The organism is Arthrobacter sp. Soil764 (genome assembly GCF_001428075.1).
Classification (GTDB): Bacteria; Actinomycetota; Actinomycetes; order Actinomycetales; family Micrococcaceae; genus Arthrobacter.
This window is the reverse complement of sequence record NZ_LMSI01000012.1, coordinates 74,560-92,076: the sequence shown is the minus strand read 5'-3', so window position 1 is coordinate 92,076 and position 17,517 is coordinate 74,560. Positions and strand designations below refer to the sequence as shown.

General features: G+C 67.4%; 12 protein-coding genes. 6 read left to right on the top strand and 6 right to left on the bottom strand.

What is annotated here, in order from left to right:
* Positions 1-17 precede the first annotated feature (17 nt).
* Together ahcY and ASG86_RS07985 are read left to right on the top strand one after the other, a co-directional pair.
* Positions 18-1,484: an adenosylhomocysteinase gene (ahcY, locus tag ASG86_RS07990; protein WP_056332315.1), complete on the top strand. Its 1,467-nt coding sequence runs from the start codon at positions 18-20 to the stop codon at positions 1,482-1,484.
* Positions 1,485-1,548: 64 nt separating this feature from the next.
* Complete coding sequence (locus tag ASG86_RS07985; RefSeq protein WP_056332314.1) at positions 1,549-2,787, top strand: L,D-transpeptidase; 1,239 nt, start codon at positions 1,549-1,551, stop codon at positions 2,785-2,787.
* 1 nt (position 2,788) lies between these two features.
* Here the strand turns inward: ASG86_RS07985 and ASG86_RS07980 are convergent, their stop codons facing one another.
* Positions 2,789-3,589: an RDD family protein gene (locus tag ASG86_RS07980; protein WP_056332311.1), complete on the bottom strand. Its 801-nt coding sequence runs from the start codon at positions 3,587-3,589 to the stop codon at positions 2,789-2,791.
* Positions 3,590-3,677: 88 nt separating this feature from the next.
* Between ASG86_RS07980 and ASG86_RS07975 the strand changes: the two genes are divergently transcribed.
* Positions 3,678-4,670, top strand: a complete 993-nt coding sequence (locus ASG86_RS07975; RefSeq protein WP_200946196.1) for a stage II sporulation protein M — start codon at positions 3,678-3,680, stop codon at positions 4,668-4,670.
* A 124-nt stretch (positions 4,671-4,794) separates the two neighbouring features.
* Positions 4,795-6,006: a TIGR01906 family membrane protein gene (locus tag ASG86_RS07970; RefSeq protein ID WP_056332309.1), complete on the top strand. Its 1,212-nt coding sequence runs from the start codon at positions 4,795-4,797 to the stop codon at positions 6,004-6,006.
* An 8-nt stretch (positions 6,007-6,014) separates the two neighbouring features.
* On the opposite strand, the gene ASG86_RS07965 is transcribed toward ASG86_RS07970, so the two are convergent.
* Together ASG86_RS07965 and ASG86_RS07960 are read right to left on the bottom strand one after the other, a co-directional pair.
* Positions 6,015-7,844, bottom strand: coding sequence for an AMP-dependent synthetase/ligase (locus ASG86_RS07965; RefSeq protein WP_056332307.1), 1,830 nt, complete (start codon positions 7,842-7,844; stop codon positions 6,015-6,017).
* Positions 7,845-7,911: 67 nt separating this feature from the next.
* The gene (locus ASG86_RS07960) at positions 7,912-9,639 is read right to left on the bottom strand and encodes a dolichyl-phosphate-mannose--protein mannosyltransferase (protein WP_056332305.1); all 1,728 of its coding nucleotides are present in this window, start codon (positions 9,637-9,639) and stop codon (positions 7,912-7,914) included.
* Between the two features lie 45 nt (positions 9,640-9,684).
* Here ASG86_RS07960 and rsmI point away from each other — a divergent pair, with 45 nt between their 5' ends.
* Together rsmI and ASG86_RS07950 are read left to right on the top strand one after the other, a co-directional pair.
* The gene (gene rsmI / locus ASG86_RS07955) at positions 9,685-10,560 is read left to right on the top strand and encodes a 16S rRNA (cytidine(1402)-2'-O)-methyltransferase (RefSeq protein WP_056332303.1); all 876 of its coding nucleotides are present in this window, start codon (positions 9,685-9,687) and stop codon (positions 10,558-10,560) included.
* Between the two features lie 182 nt (positions 10,561-10,742).
* Complete coding sequence (locus ASG86_RS07950; RefSeq protein WP_056332924.1) at positions 10,743-12,242, top strand: NAD-dependent succinate-semialdehyde dehydrogenase; 1,500 nt, start codon at positions 10,743-10,745, stop codon at positions 12,240-12,242.
* Between the two features lie 60 nt (positions 12,243-12,302).
* Here the strand turns inward: ASG86_RS07950 and ASG86_RS07945 are convergent, their stop codons facing one another.
* Genes ASG86_RS07945 through ASG86_RS07935 form a run of 3 tightly spaced genes read right to left on the bottom strand, consistent with a single transcriptional unit; the run spans position 12,303 to position 17,413 of the window.
* On the bottom strand, positions 12,303-14,828 hold the full coding sequence (locus ASG86_RS07945; protein ID WP_056332301.1) for a transglutaminase family protein: 2,526 nt from the start codon (positions 14,826-14,828) through the stop codon (positions 12,303-12,305).
* Positions 14,825-16,306 (bottom strand): DUF58 domain-containing protein, encoded by a 1,482-nt coding sequence (locus tag ASG86_RS07940; RefSeq protein ID WP_056332299.1) that lies wholly within the window; start codon positions 16,304-16,306, stop codon positions 14,825-14,827. Before ASG86_RS07940 ends, ASG86_RS07945 begins: the two co-directional genes overlap by 4 nt.
* A 9-nt stretch (positions 16,307-16,315) precedes the next feature.
* Positions 16,316-17,413, bottom strand: coding sequence for an AAA family ATPase (locus ASG86_RS07935; RefSeq protein WP_156386147.1), 1,098 nt, complete (start codon positions 17,411-17,413; stop codon positions 16,316-16,318).
* Positions 17,414-17,517 lie beyond the last annotated feature (104 nt).

Below are 17,517 nucleotides of genomic sequence, written 5' to 3'. Positions count from 1 at the left end.
CAAGCAAAGGACCACCCATGACTTTTGACTACAAAGTTGCCGACATCTCCCTGGCGGAAGCCGGCCGGCACCAGATTCGCCTGGCCGAGCACGAGATGCCCGGCCTGATGTCCCTCCGCGAGGAGTTCGGCCCCACCCAGCCCCTCAAGGGTGCCCGGATCGCCGGTTCCTTGCACATGACAGTGCAGACCGCGGTGCTGATCGAGACCCTTACCGCGCTGGGCGCCGAGGTCCGCTGGGCCTCCTGCAACATCTTCTCCACCCAGGATGAAGCCGCCGCGGCCGTTGTGGTGGGCAAGGGCACCGTTGAGGATCCGCAGGGCGTGCCGGTGTTCGCCTGGAAGGGCGAGACCCTTGAAGAGTACTGGTGGACCGCCGAACAAATCCTCACCTGGCCGGGTGCCGAGTCCAACCCTGAGCTGGGTCCCAACATGATCCTGGACGACGGCGGCGACGCCACCATGCTGGTCCACAAGGGTGTCGAGTTCGAGGCTGTCGGCAACGTGCCCTCCGCCGATCCCGAGGATTCCGAGGAACACGGCATCTTCCTCGAGGTGCTGCGCCGTTCCCTCGCGGCGGATCCGCAGAAGTGGACCCGGACGGCCGCCACGATCCGGGGTGTCAGCGAAGAGACCACCACCGGTGTCCACCGGCTGTACCAGCTGGCGGACCAGGGCAAGCTGCTCTTCCCCGCGATCAACGTCAACGACTCCGTGACGAAGAGCAAGTTCGACAACAAGTACGGCATCCGCCACTCCCTTCCCGACGGCATCAACCGGGCCACCGATGTGCTCATGGGCGGAAAAGTCGCTGTCGTCTGCGGCTACGGCGACGTTGGCAAGGGCGCGGCAGAAGCGCTGCGCGGCCAGGGCTCACGCGTCATTGTGACCGAGATCGACCCCATTTGCGCGCTGCAGGCGGCCATGGACGGCTACCAGGTGGCCAAGCTGGAATCAGTCCTGGCCCAGGGTGACATCTTCATCACCACCACCGGGAACAAGGACGTCATCATGGCCGAGCACATGGCCGGCATGAAGAACAAGGCCATCGTGGGCAACATCGGCCACTTCGACAACGAAATCGACATCGCAGGCCTGGCCCGCATCCCCGGCGTCAAGAAGGTCGAAATCAAGCCGCAGGTTCACGAATGGGTCTTCGATGAAGGCTCCAGCAAGGAGCGCTCCATCATTGTCCTGTCCGAGGGCCGGCTGCTCAACCTTGGCAACGCCACGGGCCACCCGTCCTTCGTCATGAGCAACTCGTTCGCGAACCAGACCATTGCGCAGATCGAGTTGTGGACCAAGCGGGACCAGCACGAGTACGGAAACAAGGTCTATGTGCTGCCCAAGGTCCTGGACGAAAAGGTGGCCCGGCTGCACCTGGACGCCCTGGGTGTTGAACTCACGGAACTGACCAAGGACCAGGCGGAGTACCTGGACATCGACGTCGCCGGTCCGTACAAGCCCGAGCACTATCGTTACTGAGCCGTAAGGGCCCGGGCGCTGTCGAGCGCCCGGGCCGTTATTTTTTGCACGTAGGATCGAAAACATGGAGCCTGATGTAAAGCCCCGTCGCCGGGGGACTGCCAAGAAAATCCTTGCCGTGGCTGCCGTCTGTGTCCTGGCTGCCGTGGGCGGGGTCTTCGCCGCCGTCGCCCCGGGCCTTGCCGGCGGCCCGCTTGAATCGGAAGCAGGCTCCGCGCTGCGGACATCCCCCGGCATTGCTTCCCCGGTTGTACCGCCGGTGACTCTGGACACTGCGCCGGCCAATGGCGCCAAACAGGTGAATCCCGCCGCCCCGGTGTCCCTGAAAGTGGGCAACGGGACAATCCAGCGCGTCACCCTGGCCAGCACTGCAGGCAAGACCATTGACGGCAGCATCAACGCCGGCGGGACGGCGTGGTCCGCCACCGGACCCCTGGAATTCAACACCGAATACAGCTACACGTACGTGGTCAAGGATGGCGCAGGACGCGAGACCAGCACCACGCAGTCCTTCAACACCGTGACAAGCTCACATGAGGCAGATGCCGCCATCTACCCGCTGAACGGCATGAAGGTGGGGGTGGGACAGCCCCTGCAGATCATCTTCAGCGAGCCCGTGACCAACCGTGCCGCCGTGGAAAAGGCCATCAAGATCACCACGACTGCGGGACAGGCCGGAGCCTTCCATTGGTACAGCGACACCATGGTCCGTTACCGCCCGGAGAACTTCTGGACTGCGAACTCAACGGTCACCATGGACATGCAGCTCTTCGGCGTTGACCTGGGCAACGGCCAGATCGCAAACTTCAACAAAAAGGTGAATGTCTCGATTGGAGACAAGAAGGTGGCCATCGCCGATGCCACGGCACACACCTTCACGCTCAGCGTCAACGACCAGCCCGTCAAGACCCTGCCCGTCAGCATGGGGGACAAGCGCTTCCCGTCAGCAAAGGGATACGCGGTGCTGATGGAGAAGAACCGTTACGACCACTTCAGGGCGGCCAGCATCGGACTGAAGCCCGATGATCCTGCCTACTACGGTGAAGCGGACGTTGAGTACACCATCCGCCTGACCCTGAGCGGCGCATACATCCACCAGGCCCTCGAGTCGGCCTACCCGTTCATTGGGAACGCCAACGTGTCCCACGGCTGCATCGGCTTCCTGCCCGACGGCGCGGCATGGGTATTCGACAACATGGGAACCGGCGACGTGGTCCAGATCATTAACACCGAGGGTGACTACGCGGCGAACACCGACGGATTCGGCGACTGGAACATCCCGTGGAGCGAGTACGACAACTAAGTCAGCCGACGAACGGCAGCCGCTGGAGCCGGTGTCCCGTCTCCGTGTTCCGCCGGCGTGACAGGGACAGCCTGGTGAACTCCCTGTTCCGCCGTTCGGCGACGACGGCGGCCAGGTAGTCATCGGCGCCCGTGCCCGGCGGTGGGGGCGGGGCTACGTGGGCGGAAAGCTCCGCAGCGATGGCCTCCGCCATCCCGGCCCTGGACAGCGGCGCCATCCGGCCCGCCTGGCGGATGAACTGGGCGGCCCTGCGGGCGGTGGCGTCGGGGATGCGGCCAATGTCCGCCGTTGCAGCCCACGCCTGCAGCTGGGGTGGAACAAAAACGCGGATCGCCTGGTCGGCAGGAACCCGGCTGCGCACGGCGTAGGTGCCAGCCAGAAGGTCGCCGAGCCGTCTGGACTTGTCGTTGAAGAGGGCCACGGCGAGGGCAAGCCCGCCGAACGTCAGGTAGATCTCGAGGAACCCGGTGAGTCCGCGGATCAGTGCATGCCGCAACCGGATGGCGCCGCCGTCTTCACGGACCACCCTCAGGCCTGTGGCCAGTTTGCCCAGCGACCGGCCACGGCTCAGGGTCTCGACGCCCACCGGCACCACCACCAGGCAGAATACGACGGCGGCCAGGCCAAGAGCGCGCGCGGCTGCCTCATCGAGGTCCGCGCCGGCGGCGGACAGGCCAATCATGATCAGTACGAGCAGGACCACGTGGACGACGAGATCAATGGCAAGGCCCAGGGCCCGCGCGGCGAAGCTCGCCGGACGGAGCTCGAGGACCACCGCCTCGCCGGTAATTATCGGGCTCACGCTGCGTCCCTGCCCTTCGCATCTGGTGGTTCGGACGACCACATGGTGCAGACCGTCAAAGTCTAGTGCCTGGCGCTAGGCTGTAGCCGTGGACATGGATGCCTTCGCCGCCGTTAATGCGGACAAGTGGGCGCGCCTGCAGGAGCTTGCCGGAAAAGGCAGGCTCACCGGTGCCGAGGCCGACGAATTGCTGGCGCTGTACCAGTCCACGTCCGGCCACCTGTCGCTGGTCCGTTCCGTGGCTCCGGAAAGCGGGCTCTCCGCTTCGCTCTCGGCCACCCTGGCCCAGGCACGGACCCGCTTTACCGGCGCCCGTTCAAACGCCATGGCAGACCTGTCACGGTTCTTCGTTGTGGCCTTGCCTGCCGCGCTGTACCGGCTGACCTGGCTGACCCTGGCATGCGGCAGCGCCTTCGTGCTCATCGCTGCCGCCTACGCCGCCTGGATCGGGACGTCCCCCGAAGCGCTCCGGGCCGTGGCTTCCGAAACCGCTGCCGCCCAATACGTGAATGAGGACTTCATCAACTACTACTCGGAGAACCCGGCAGCGTCATTTGCCGGTGCCGTGTGGACCAACAATGCGTGGATCAGTGCGCAGGCGGTGGCACTGGGCATCACTGGGGTCTGGGTGCCGATGATCCTGTTCAGCAACGCCCAGGGAGTGGGCATCGCAGCCGGGATTTTCGCGTCCGCCGGCAAATCAGACGTCTTCTACAGCTACATCCTGCCGCACGGCCTAATGGAGCTCACCGCCGTCTTCGTTGCCTCCGCCGCAGGCCTTCGGATCTTCTGGGCGATGGTCTCGCCGGGGCCGCGGACCCGGGGCAGGGCCGTGGCGGAGGAAGGCAGGTCGCTGATCACGGTGGCCCTGGGGCTGGTGGTGGTGCTGTTTGTCTCGGGCCTTGTGGAAGGGTTCGTCACTCCGAGCCCGCTGCCGGCCTGGGCCAGGATCGGCATCGGGGCGGTGGTTCTCGCTTCGTACTGGCTGTATGTCCTGCTGCTGGGCAGGCGGGCTTTCCTGGCCGGGGAGCGTGGCGACCTCCGCAGCGAAGACGCCGGGTACACGGAAATCGCTGCCTGAATCGTTGTAATCCCGCCGGGGTGGTTCCTCGCCCAGCGGAACTTCCGGACGGTAGGCTCGTCTGCAGAATGAATCGCACCGGCTGACTGGGACCGGTGCGGAACCCAACGGAAGTGACGCTGCTGTGAATGACGAGACACCGGCCCGCGCCAAAAGCGCCGCGCCGCAGCCGGAACCTTTCCTGGATACGTCCGGGGATTCCGACGAGCCCGCGTTTTCCTGGCTGACGCCCGCCGCCGGGGACAAACCTGTGGGGAACAAACCCTCGGGGGACAAGCCCGCCGCGGACAAGTCCGGTCCCGGTGGGTCTGCCCCGGAGGAGCCGGACGGGGAGAAAGCCGGACGGAACCTGCCAGCGGCAGGGACCGCAACAGCCCAGCCCGGAAGCCGGGCCGACCGCAAGGCTGCGGAAGCCGCCGTCGGATCCTCCGCGACCGCCGCAGCCGGCACCACCCGCACGTCCGCTGGGGGAACGTCCGCCACGGACCCCTCCCCGGCGGGGACCGGCGGCAGCGCCGGTTCGCCGGTCTTCAAGGAACCCCTTCCCACCTCGGCCCTGCACGTCCGTCCCCCCGAGGAGGAAGTGGAGCGCCGCAACGCCCAGCGCGAAAGCGCCGCCAATGCCAAGCCCGTGGCGCCACGCGTCATGCAGGTCCTGCTGGCCATCATCTACCCGCTGATCCTGCTGATCCTGGCCGTCCGGGCCGTGACCAGCCCGCTGTTCCTCTGGGTGGAGTACAACCGTCCAGGCTTCCCTGGGGACGGGTACGGCTTCAGCACGGACGACAGGATGACGTACGGCTCCTACGCCGTGGACTACCTGAGCAACTGGGCAGGCCCCCGGTACCTGGGCGACCTGGTGCACCGCGGCGGCGAGAAGCTCTTCAAGGACGGCGAAGTCAGCCACATGGCCGACGTCAAAGCGGTCATCCTGTCCACCTTTGGCGCAGGTGCACTGCTGCTCCTCCTCGCGCTGATCGCCATCCTCTACCTGCGCAGGCGCAGCAACGGCGGGATCCGGCGCGGCCTCTTCGCCGGCTCGATCATCACGCTGGCCCTGATCCTGGGCCTCGGTACGCTGGCGGTACTGGGCTGGCAGCAGTTCTTCACCGAATTCCACCGGGTCTTCTTCGCCGACGGATCCTGGACCTTCAGTCTGGACGACACCCTGATCCGGCTGTTCCCCAGCCAGTTCTGGATTGACGCCGGCATCGTGATCGCCGGCCTGGTACTCCTGGCATCCGTCGTGACCCTGGTGCTCACCTGGCCGACGCGCCGCCGCCGCGGCCTGGCGCCCAAGCCGGCACAGGCAGATCAGGAACAGGCAAACCAGTAAACGCCTGATCAGCAGTAGATGCGGGCGATCTCCGCCTGGAACTCCTGAACGACGGCGGACCGCTTCAGTTTCAGGGATGGTGTCAGGTGACCTGACTCCACGCTGAACTCGGCGTCCAGCAGCCTGAACGTGCGCACCGACTCCGCCTTGGACACCATCTGGTTGGCCAGGTCCACTGCCTCCTGCAGGGCAGCGAGGATGTCTGCGTCAGCCGCGGCTTCGCTGAGGGGGAGCGGCGGCAGCCCGCGCTCAGACCGCCAGTTGGCAACCCCCTCAGGGTCCAGGGTCAGCAGGGCTGACACGAACGGCCTGCCGTCGCCCACCACCACGGCGTGCCCCACGAGTTGGTGGCTGCGGATTTTCTCCTCCAACGGCCCGGGCGCCACGTTTTTGCCGCCCGCCGTGACCAGGAGGTCCTTCTTGCGCCCCGTGACCGTGAGGAAGCCGTCCTTGTCGAGTTCCCCAAGGTCTCCGGTGCGGAAGAACCCGTCCACGAACGCCTCGGCGTTCGCCTCCGGATTGGCATGGTAGCCCCGGAAAACGCCGATTCCCTTGACCAGGATTTCACCGTCTTCGGCCACGCGGATGGTGGTGCCCGGAATGGGGATGCCCACTGTTCCCACCTTGGTGCGGGAGGGCGTATTGGCAGTGCACGGCGCCGTGGTCTCGGTCAGTCCATACCCTTCCAGGACGGGAATGCCCACGCCACGGAAGAAATGGGCATCTTCGGAAGCCAGGGGGCTGGCGCCGGAAACGGTGTATCCCACCTCGCCACCCAGCGCCTGGCGCAACCGCGGGTAGACCAGCCGGTCGTACACGCCGTGCCTGATCCGGCTCAGCAGGCCCGGGCCCGGTCCCTCGCCGCGGCTGTGCCGGTCCTGTTCGCGTGAGTAGTCGATGGCGGCGGCTGCTGCGGCCGCAAAGAGCCTGCCCTTGCCCGCCAGAGCGGCTTTATGCGCGGCAGTTGCCCGGACTTTTTCAAAGATGCGCGGCACTACCAGCAGGAAGGTGGGCCGGAACGTTCCGAGGTCCTCCAGAAGCTGGGCGGCACCCGGGGTGTGGCCCAGGGTTGCCCCGGCGGTAAGGCATACCACCTGGACGGCGCGGGCCAGCACGTGGGCCAGCGGCAGGAACATCAGGGTGCGGGCCTGGTCCTTCTGCAGGATTTCGGGCAGGAACGCAACGACGTTCCTGGCCACCAGGGCAAAGTTCCCGTGCGTAATCTCGCACCCTTTAGGCTTGCCTGTGGTGCCGGAGGTGTACACCAATGAGGCGAGGTCGGCCAGCCCTGCGCGGCTGCGCTGACGTTCCAGTTCAGCGTCGCTGACTCCGGTGCCTGCAGCGGTGAGGCTGGCAAGGTCCGGAGCCTCGCCGTCGTAATCCATCCGCAGCACGTTGACCAGGCGGTCGCTGAGCTCTGCGGAACCGGTCACCACGCCGCTTACCAGCTGCACTGTGGCGCGGTCTCCGGCGAAGACACGGCGGACCCCTGCATCCTTGATGATCCACTCCACCTGGCTGGCGGAGGACGTTTCATAGATGGGCACCGTGACGCCGCCGGCGAACCAGATGGCGAAGTCCACCAGCGTCCATTCGAACGAGGTGCGGGACATGACGGCGACCGTGTCGCCGGGCTCCAGGCCGCCGGCGATGAGCCCCTTGGCCAGGGCACTGACGTCCTGGAGGAATCTCTGCGCCGTGACGTCCACCCAGCCGTTGGGGCCCTTCCGGCGGTACAGTGCGTGGGCCGGGTTGGCGGAGTGCTGCTCCAGCAGCAGGTCAGTCACGTTGCTGTTGGCGTCAAGCTCAACCAGCAGTTCCGTGCTCGCTTCTCTCACAGCCGGTCTCCGTTTCCGCTGCCATGCCGCGGCAGCGGCTCCTTCAGGTCTCTGTTGCCATCCTGCCCTAGATCCAGGACGGCATCCACATCCGGACCTTCCAGTCGACGTAGGGGATGACCTCTGCGGCCCAAATCGGGTAGAAGAACGCCGACAGCAGGACTGCCGCCGCCAGGAACAGGACCACCAGGTACATTCCGGAGCGCCGGCGCCACGGGGGGTCCGTGGCCCGGCCCAGGGCCAGTCCCAGGCAGTACACCAGTGCCAGGACCAGGAACGGTTCGAAGGATACCGCGTAGAAGTAGAACATGGTCCGCTCCGGATACATGAACCACGGCAGGTAGCCCGCTCCGACGCCGGCCAGCACGGCCCCGGCCCGCCAGTCCCGGCGTCCCACCCACCAGAAGAGCAGGACCACCAGGGAGATGGCTGCGCCCCACCAAATCAGCGGGTTCCCGACGGACAGGATGGCGGAGGTGCACTTTTCCACGTTGCAGCCCGGGGTGCCCTGGGGCGGGGATTCATAGAAGAACGACGTCGGCCGCCCCATCACCAGCCAGCTCCACGCACTTGCCTGGTAGGGGTGCTCGGAGCTCAGTCCCTGATGGAACTTGTACGCTTCGAGGTGGTAATGGACAAGCGACCGGACGGAGTCAGGCAGCCAGCCCCATTCCGCTGAGGGGTTGGTCTCAGCCCAGTGGCGGAAGTAGGCGTTGTCCGACAGGAACCAGCCCGTCCAGGTGGCGGAGTAGACGATTGCTGCCACGGGCACCATGGCGGTGAATGCGGGAATTCCGTCCCGGATCACGCCGCCGCTGATCCAGCCGCGGATGCCCGCCACGCGCCGGGCGTTGAGGTCCCACAGCACGGTGAGGAGGCCGAATCCGGCGAGGAAGAACAGGCCGGACCACTTGGTGCCCACCGCCAGGCCCAGGCAGACTCCGGCAGCCACCCGCCACCAGCGCACGCCCAGCCATGGCCCGGACAGCAGCGCCCCGGCCGGGGGCTGCCCGCCGTTCCCGGCAGCGGTCCGGGCCAGCCGCCCTGCCAGGCGCCGCCGCCCGTCGTCGCGGTCCATCAGCAGGGCGCCGAAGGCGGCAAGGATCCAGAACGTCAGGAAGATGTCCAGCAGGGACGTCCTGGACATCACCAGGTGGTGGCCGTCGACGGCGAGGAGCAGCCCCGCGGCGCAGGCGAGCGGAAGCGAGCGGAACAGTTTCAGGGCGATCAGGGAGACCAGCAGCACCGTGAGGGTGCCGGTGAGGGCTGCGGCGAAACGCCAGCCATAGGGGTTTTCCGGCCCGAACAGCCACATGCCGGCTGCGATCATCCACTTGCCCACGGGCGGGTGGACCACATATTCGGGTGTGTTCAGCAGGACGCCTGGGTTGCCGGCGTTGAAGGAATCATTTGCCTTGTCCGGCCAGCTGCGCTCATAGCCGCTGATGAGGTAGGAGTAGGCGTCTTTGACGTAGTACGTTTCGTCGAACACCAGTTTGTGCGGCACCTCAAGACGGATGAAGCGGAGGAGGCCGCCGGCCACTGCCGTCAGGACCGGGACCAGGACGAACCAGAGCCGGAGCGTCGGTGGATAGTCCCGCCAGGACGTGCCGGCGCCGTTGAGCCGTGCCCTCAGGGCCTCGACGGTAAACGCCTCATCAGGCCGGCTGATCCAGGGCCGGGCAACCTTCCCTGCAGGCTTCGTCCCGGTGGCGCCGGTTCCGTCAGGGGATTCCGCCTGGCCGGGCTTTCCGGGCCCCGTGGGCCGCGTCGAGGTCTGCGTCACGAGCCCCATGCTACCTTTTGCGGCTGGAAGACCCGGCGGCAGTAGGCTTGGGAGGTGGACCTCAACCCCAGCTCCCTTTCCGAAACCGCCCCTGCGACCACTGGGCGGATCGTCCTTGCCGCCACTCCCATCGGAAACACCGGAGATGCCTCCGCCCGTTTGGTGGAACTGCTGGGCACCGCGGACATCGTGGCCGCCGAGGACACCCGGCGCCTCCACCGCCTGGTGCAAAGCCTGGGCGTTGCCGTCGCGGGACGCGTCATCAGCTACCACGAGCACAATGAGGCCACCAGGACTTCTGAACTCCTGGACCAGGTGCGTGCCGGCAGCACACTCCTCATGGTCACCGACGCCGGGATGCCGGCGGTCTCTGATCCGGGTTTCCGGCTGGTGGAGGGTGCCATCGCGGCGGGACTTCCCGTCACCGCGGTTCCCGGGCCCTCCGCGGTCCTCACTGCACTGGCGTTGTCCGGCCTGCCCACGGACAGGTTCTGCTTCGAGGGGTTCCTTCCCCGCAAGGCCGGCGAAAGGGCCTCCCGCCTGGCGGACCTTGCGGGGGAGCGGCGCACCATGGTGTTCTTTGAGGCACCGCACCGGCTGGAAGCCATGCTGCGCGCGCTGCGCGAGCGGTTCGGACCGGACCGCCGCATCGCAGTATGCCGGGAACTGACCAAAACCTACGAAGAAGTCGTCCGCGGCACTGTGGGCGAACTGCTCCAGTGGGCTGAGGACACGGAGGTCCGCGGCGAGATCGCCGTGGTGCTCGGCGGGGCACCGGAACAGGCAGCCGGTACCCCGGAAGACCACGTGGCCGCGGTCAACGAACTGGTGGCCCAGGGCATCCGGCTGAAGGAGGCCGTCGCCGCCGTCGCCGAAGATGTCCGGGTCAGCAAACGGGAGCTCTATTCCGCTGTCCTTGCCGCCCGGTAGCCAGCCCCCAACCCATCTTCCGGTTCCTGTGCAGGTGCACAGCGAGGCTGTGATTCCGCAGTGCGCAACGGCGTAGACCGGGGGAGTGGCCCGCAGTAGTCTGGCTGTTAATCAGCCCCATGATCCCGGTCACTTCGGCCGCGGCCACGGGCTGCCACAACCCTACTGACGAGGGAGTCATCGTGACTGTCACTGCACAGCCGGCTGTTACCGCCGAGCGCGAAACCCGGCTTTTGGCCTCCGTTCCCACCGGGCTGCTCATTAATGGTGAGTGGCGCGACGCCGCATCAGGCAAGACGTTCGACGTCGAGGATCCCGCCACCGGGAAGGTGCTGCTGAGCATTGCCGACGCCGGCCCCGAGGACGGTGCGGCAGCCCTGGATGCCGCCGCAGCCGCCCAGGAGTCCTGGGCAAAGGTCCCGCCCCGTGAACGCGGGGAAATCCTCCGCCGGGCCTTCGACCTGGTGACCGAGCGCGCAGAAGACTTCGCCCTCCTGATGACCCTGGAAATGGGCAAGCCGCTGGCCGAAGCCCGCGGTGAAGTGACGTACGGTGCCGAGTTCCTGCGCTGGTTCTCCGAGGAAGCTGTCCGTGCCTTCGGACGCTACTCGGTCTCGCCCGACGGCAAGTCCCGCCTCCTGGTGACCAAGAAACCGGTGGGCCCCTGCCTGCTGATCACCCCCTGGAACTTCCCGCTGGCCATGGCCACCCGCAAGATCGCGCCGGCCGTCGCCGCCGGCTGCACCATGGTGTTGAAGTCGGCCAACCTGACGCCCCTGACGTCCCAGCTGTTCGCTGCCGTCATGCAGGAGGCAGGCCTGCCCGCAGGTGTCCTGAACGTCATTCCCACCTCCACGGCGGGGGCCACCACCGGGCCGCTGATCAAGGACTCCCGCCTGCGCAAGCTTTCCTTCACCGGCTCCACCGAAGTGGGACGGCGCCTGCTGGCAGACGCGTCCGAAACCGTGCTGCGGACCTCGATGGAACTGGGCGGCAATGCCCCGTTCCTGGTCTTCGAGGACGCAGACCTGGACGCTGCCGTGACCGGAGCCATGCTGGCGAAGCTGCGGAACATGGGCGAAGCCTGCACCGCAGCAAACCGCTTCATCGTTCACGAGTCCATTGCCGGTGAATTCGCGGAGAAGTTCGCCGCGAAGATGAAGGAGATGACCACCGCCCGCGGCACAGAGCCGGAGTCCAAGGTGGGTCCGCTGATCGACGCCAAGAGCCGGGACAAGGTCCACGAGCTGGTGTCCGACGCCGTTGCCTCCGGCGCCAAGGCAGTCCTGGGCGGCGGACCGGTGGAGGGTCCTGGCTACTTCTACCAGCCCACCATCCTTTCCGGCGTCACCGAAGGCACCCGCATCCTGTCCGAGGAAATCTTCGGTCCCGTGGCGCCGATCATCACCTTCAGCAGCGAGGACGACGCCGTGCGGCTGGCCAACAACACCGAATACGGGTTGGTGGCCTACGTCTTCACCAAGGACCTGAACCGCGGCATCCGGATGGGCGAAAAGCTCGAGACCGGCATGCTGGGCCTGAACGCAGGCGTCATCTCCAACGCCGCCGCTCCCTTCGGCGGCGTGAAGCAGTCGGGCCTGGGCCGCGAAGGCGGGCTGGAAGGCATCGAGGAATACCTCTACACGCAGTACATCGGCATCGCCGACCCCTACGCCGGCTAGTTCCGGCGGTTACCCAACCCTCATGTGCCGGCCGGGGCTTCCCCGGCCGGCACAGCCCGTTTAGCCCCGCCCGGTCCTGCTGCCGCCGTCGGCCGCTCCTGCCCCGGAACGCCCTCCTGTGGTCGGTTGCACCGGCTTCACCAGCCGGAAACTGGCGACAGCGTGCACCGCTTTGCGGATGGCCCTGCCAGCCGCACTGAACGGCATCCGGAGCAGCAGGCCCAGCCTGCGGGTCACCGACGGCGGAAGCCAGGCCGCTGCCAAGCGCCTGGGCAGGGTGGCGTTCGCCCGGAGGGAAGCTTCCACGGCCGCCACACCGGCAGCAATGTCCTCTGCAGGGGTGCCGGTGTCAGGGGCGCCGGCGCCGCCCGGACGGCCGTACCGGTACTGTTCGAACGCCGACGTGAAGGATGACACTGCGTGGTGCGCGTCCTGGTCCATGCCGCCGGGCTCGCCCAGCAGTTCAGCACGGAACCGGGCTGAGTAGGCCCTGGGGGTCTCGCTGTCCGCGGCGGGCAGGCCGTAATCGGTGCCAAGATCCCTGATCTCATTCCATGCCAGCGGGACTGCCAGGCCCTGGTCCTTTGGACGCAGCCGCCGTGACCTGGTGCCTAGGCGGACCAAGTGCGGGGCAGCCGCCAGGAGAACAAGGCCCAGCACGGCGGACGCACCCAGGAGCCAGGGCGTCAGTTGCGCGCCCTCGCCGGTGCTGCTGCCGCCGGAACCGGGGACGGCCTGCGTGGTGGCGCTGGGGGATGCGGCGGGAACCGGTGCCGTGTCCGGAATGAGTCCGTCGTTGTTTCCCAGGGAATCCGGAACGGAAGGTGCGGAGGCCTCGGTGGCATAGTCCGGGACCACCCCGCGCGATGGCGTTGGCTCGAACGGCACCCAGCCCAGGCCCTGGAAGTACAGTTCCGGCCAGGCATGGGCGTCGCGCGCATCCGCCTCATATTCCGGGAGGGCGCCCTGGCCGGACACGGTTACGGTGGCCCCGGTCAGCCGGCCGGGGGCATAACCCACGGCGATCCTGCTGGGGATGCCTTCGAGCCTGGCCATCACCGCCATCGCCGAGGCGTAGTGGATGCAGTAGCCGCTCTTTTGCTGCAGGAAGTCAGCCAGGACGGAAAGGCCGTTGCCGTCGTAGCCGCCCTGCACCGGAGACTGCAGCGAGTACGTGAACTCGGACGAGCGCAAGTACTTCTGGATGGCCATGGCCTTCTGGTAGGGCGTCCCCGCAGCTCCAGTCACGGTCCGGGCAGTGTTCTTGACGATGTCAGGGACGTTGCCGGGAATCCGGGTGAAAATGTCCGGAATACCCCGCACCGGCGCTGAGGACTGGGCCAGGAGCACAGCGGAAAGCTTGGGTACTGCCGAGGTCACCAGGTACTCCTGCCTCCGCGTGGTGGTGTCGGTGCCTTTGATGCTCAGGGTGGCAGGATCCCACGTCCATTGACCGCCCAGCCCGCGGATGGTTTCGGGCGGGTACGGGACCGGCAGGTAGGGGCTGGTGAAGGCTCCGGCGTCGATGGCCGTCACCAGCCGCACCTGCTCATCGGCCAGGACCGCGTACCCGGGGTCGATCCGGCCGTCAAGGGGCACCCTGGACGCGGTGCGGTCATCCGGTCCCCAAGAATCGCCGTCGAAATTGTCCACCGTGACAGAGCGCAGGTAGAGGGGGTTGGGCGAATTGGTGGCGTAGGTGATCCTGCCGCTTCCGTCAGGCGTGCGGAGGCTGCTTCCCAGGGTGATCATCGGGTTCAGGCCGGTTGAGGCGCCCCACGGATTGAGCCGGGAGCCCTGCGGGAACGTGCCGCGGTCGAACCCCGGAATTGCCAGGGGCAGCAGCAGAGTGGCCACCAAGGCAACCGCGCCCGTCAACATTGCGCTGCGCAGCAGGCCGGGGCTCCGGGCCGAGGCGCCCTGCAACCTGCCGCCAGGTGCAAACCACTGGCTGCAGGCAAGGATCAAGAGGTATCCCGCCACGGTGGCAACGAAACTCCACACCCCCACACTCTGCGGCTTGATCATGGCCGGAACCACCAGCAGGGCAAGCAAGCCGGTGCCGGAGGCGGCCGGCATCCCCAGCGGCACCGAGAGTGCGTCTACCAGGATGACCGCCAGGCCAAGCACCGCGCAGACCACCATGACGATCCCGGCGTTGGGTGCCACGGGGGCTGTCTCTGCCAGGACTGTCTCGCTGGCCCGCCGGATCAGCCGGTCCAACTCGGGGACGGTGGCGCCGGTGGGGACAAACCAAAGGAAACTGGAGCTGCGGAAGAACGTCAACGTCAGGACGGCGCCCAGTGCCAGGAACCCGCCTGCGGTGACCAGCAGCGGCTGGGCGCGGACGGAACGCAGGACGGCCAGGGTGAATGCCACCACCAGCACCGTGGTCATCACCGGCCAGTACCAGTTCCAGCCGCGCAGGACACCATTCAGGGACAGGGCGGCCCCGCAGACAGCCACCGTGATGGATGCCGCCATGGCCCATGGATAGGCGCCCGCACGCATCCGGCCCGCGGGCATCTGAGGACGCGGCTGTGCCTCGTGACCGGCCCCCGTTGGCCGGGCCGGCGCCATGGTCATGTGGCCACCCCCGCTCCGCGTCGGACCTCTGATGCAGGAGCCACCGGCAGCGCCGCATCCTGCTCCAACTGGCCCCAGGCGACGGTAAGCCGGGTGGTCGGCGCAACGGCCAGCGCCCGCCAGCCGCCCTGCCTCAGCACTTCCAGCACGTCCTGGAAATCCGTGGGCCGTTCCACCGCCAGGATGGCGAACGAGTTGGTGCCATACGCCGCGGCCGGGGCCAGCTCCGCTGCCTCCTCGGCGGTAATGCGTCCCAGCACGGCGATCAAAGGCCCCCGCATCCGGTGCGCGGACAGCTTGTCCATCAGCTGGTCATCAAAGGCCGGAGGCCCCTGCTCCGCACCTGCCGGCGTCCGCACCCCCGGAGCGCCCCTGCGGTCCGCGTGCCTGGCCGGGGCCTCCCGGCGGATGGCGTCCCGAAGCAGTCCGTCCCGCCGGGGGTGGGCCGGCCCGGACAGGTGGATTGCGGCCAGGCTTTCGGCTATTGACTGCAGGCCGGATGCCCCGCTGAATTCCTCCATGGCCGGTTCCGGGGCCGATGGGGAGTGGAGGAACGCCGGTTCCCCCCCGGTATCCAGCAGCCGAAGACTGTAGTTGCGCTCGGTGAGGTGCGCGCTGACAGACATGGCGGCAACAACAGACCACTCGAAGGTGTCGCTGGTGGCCGGTGCATGCCCCTCCGGGTCGGGCAGGCCCGGCATTGATGTGCCCGGGCCGCCACTAAAGGCACCGGCCCGGTGGTCCAGGATGATGGTGGCCTCAGGAGTGGTGACCGACTCCTCCTGCCGGACCATGAGGGATCCGTGCCTCGCTGTGGCGGGCCAGTGGACCCGGCGCATCGGGTCCCCGTGGCGGTACTCACGGGTCATGATGTCGTCATCGCTCGGGTTCGCCCGGACGCGGGTGGCGGTAACGCCGTCGCTCCCGCGCGCTCCCGCCAGCCCGGTGGCGGGCAGGACGACGGCGGCAGGCGTCACGGTGAGTACGTCGCCGTCGTCGATGGCCTGGCGGTGCAGGGAGAGGCCGAAGGGGTCGGTGAACTCGGCTGTCACGGGCCCGATCCTGAACTGCCCCCGGTGCCTGGACGTGAGGTGGTACTCGTAGCGGCTTGTGCCGCCGGTGGCGGAACGGGACGGGAACCAGAAGGAAGGTGCCTGGCCGAAGTGCGCCGGCAGGCGCTCCTCCATCGCCACGCGTCCGCTGCCCGGCCCCGTCCTGGCCACGGCAAGGTGCACCGTTGCCGGGGCTGAGGCTTCCACGGGGGAGGGGTTGAATTCGCGGTAGACGCGGAAGCGCGGCTTGACCAGCCGGATGCCGGCAAGGGAAACCAGCGGCAGGACCAGCAGCAGCAGGGCCAGCGTCAGGAGGTCGCGGCGCCCCATGACCTGGGCAGCTGCCAGCGTGAACGCCCCGGCTGCGAGCATGCCCCAGCCGCGCAGGGTGAACAGGTGCCGCGGAAGCTTCTCCAGCAGGGCCATGGTCCGCGCCTAGCGGTTCCTGCTGCCGGCGGCCGCGGCCCGGTTGGGCTGCCCGTTCTGGGCCTGGGGCACGGGCAGCCGGGACAGGATGCCCCGCAGCACGCTGTTTGGGCTCTCGCCTGCGCCCGCCGCCTTCCGGTCAAGGATGATGCGGTGCGCCAGGACGGACTCGGCCACGTCCCGCACATCGTCCGGCAGGACAAAGTCGCGTCCGTCAAGGGCGGCTGTGGCCTTTGCGGCGCGCAGCAACTGCAGCATGGAGCGGGGACTGGCGCCCAGCCGCAGCAGCGGGCTCTCCCTGGTGGCCCTGCCCACTGACACCGTGTATTCCTTGACGGCTTCCGAGACATAGACCTGCTGGACGGTGGCGGTCATCGCCGCCACGTCCGCCGCGGTGACGACGGGGGAGACGTTGGCCAGCGGCGAGACCGCCTGATGGGTTTCGAGCATTTCGATCTCTGCGGCCTTGTCCGGGTAGCCCATGGAAATCCGGGCCATGAACCGGTCCCGCTGGGCCTCGGGCAGGGGATACGTGCCTTCCATTTCAATGGGGTTCTGGGTAGCAACCACCATGAACGGCTCGTCCAGCTTGTAGGACGTACCGTCCACCGTAACCTGGTGCTCCTCCATGCATTCCAGCAGGGCGGACTGGGTCTTGGCGGATGCCCGGTTGATTTCGTCGCCGATGACGATGTTCGCGAAGACCGCACCCGGCCGGAATTCGAAGAGCCTGGAGGCCTGGTTGTAGATGGAAACGCCGGTGACGTCGGAGGGCAGCAGGTCCGGGGTGAACTGGATGCGGTTGACGGTGCAGTCGATGGTCCGGGCGAGGGTCTTTGCGAGCAGGGTCTTTCCGACCCCGGGCACGTCCTCCACCAGCAGGTGGCCCTGCGCGAGCAGGACTGTGAGCGCCAGCTTGGCGGCATCGGATTTGCCGTCGATGACCGTGTTGACCGTGGTGAGGATGCGCTGCGCCGCGGCGTGGAAGGACCCCGAATCCATGGCCGCCGGCCGGTGCCCGTTCAGGTGGCTGACGGAATCAGCGACGCCGGCCAGGTTCAGGTTCGGTGCGCCGGCATTGTTGGCAGTGCGTCGGTGGGGTTCCATCGGCAACCTTTCAGCCCGGGGTTCACCTGGACGGGACAGCAAGCCTGCCTTCGCCCCTTGGTGGGCGTGCGCGTGTGTTCGTTCCAGACTACTAACACAACTGC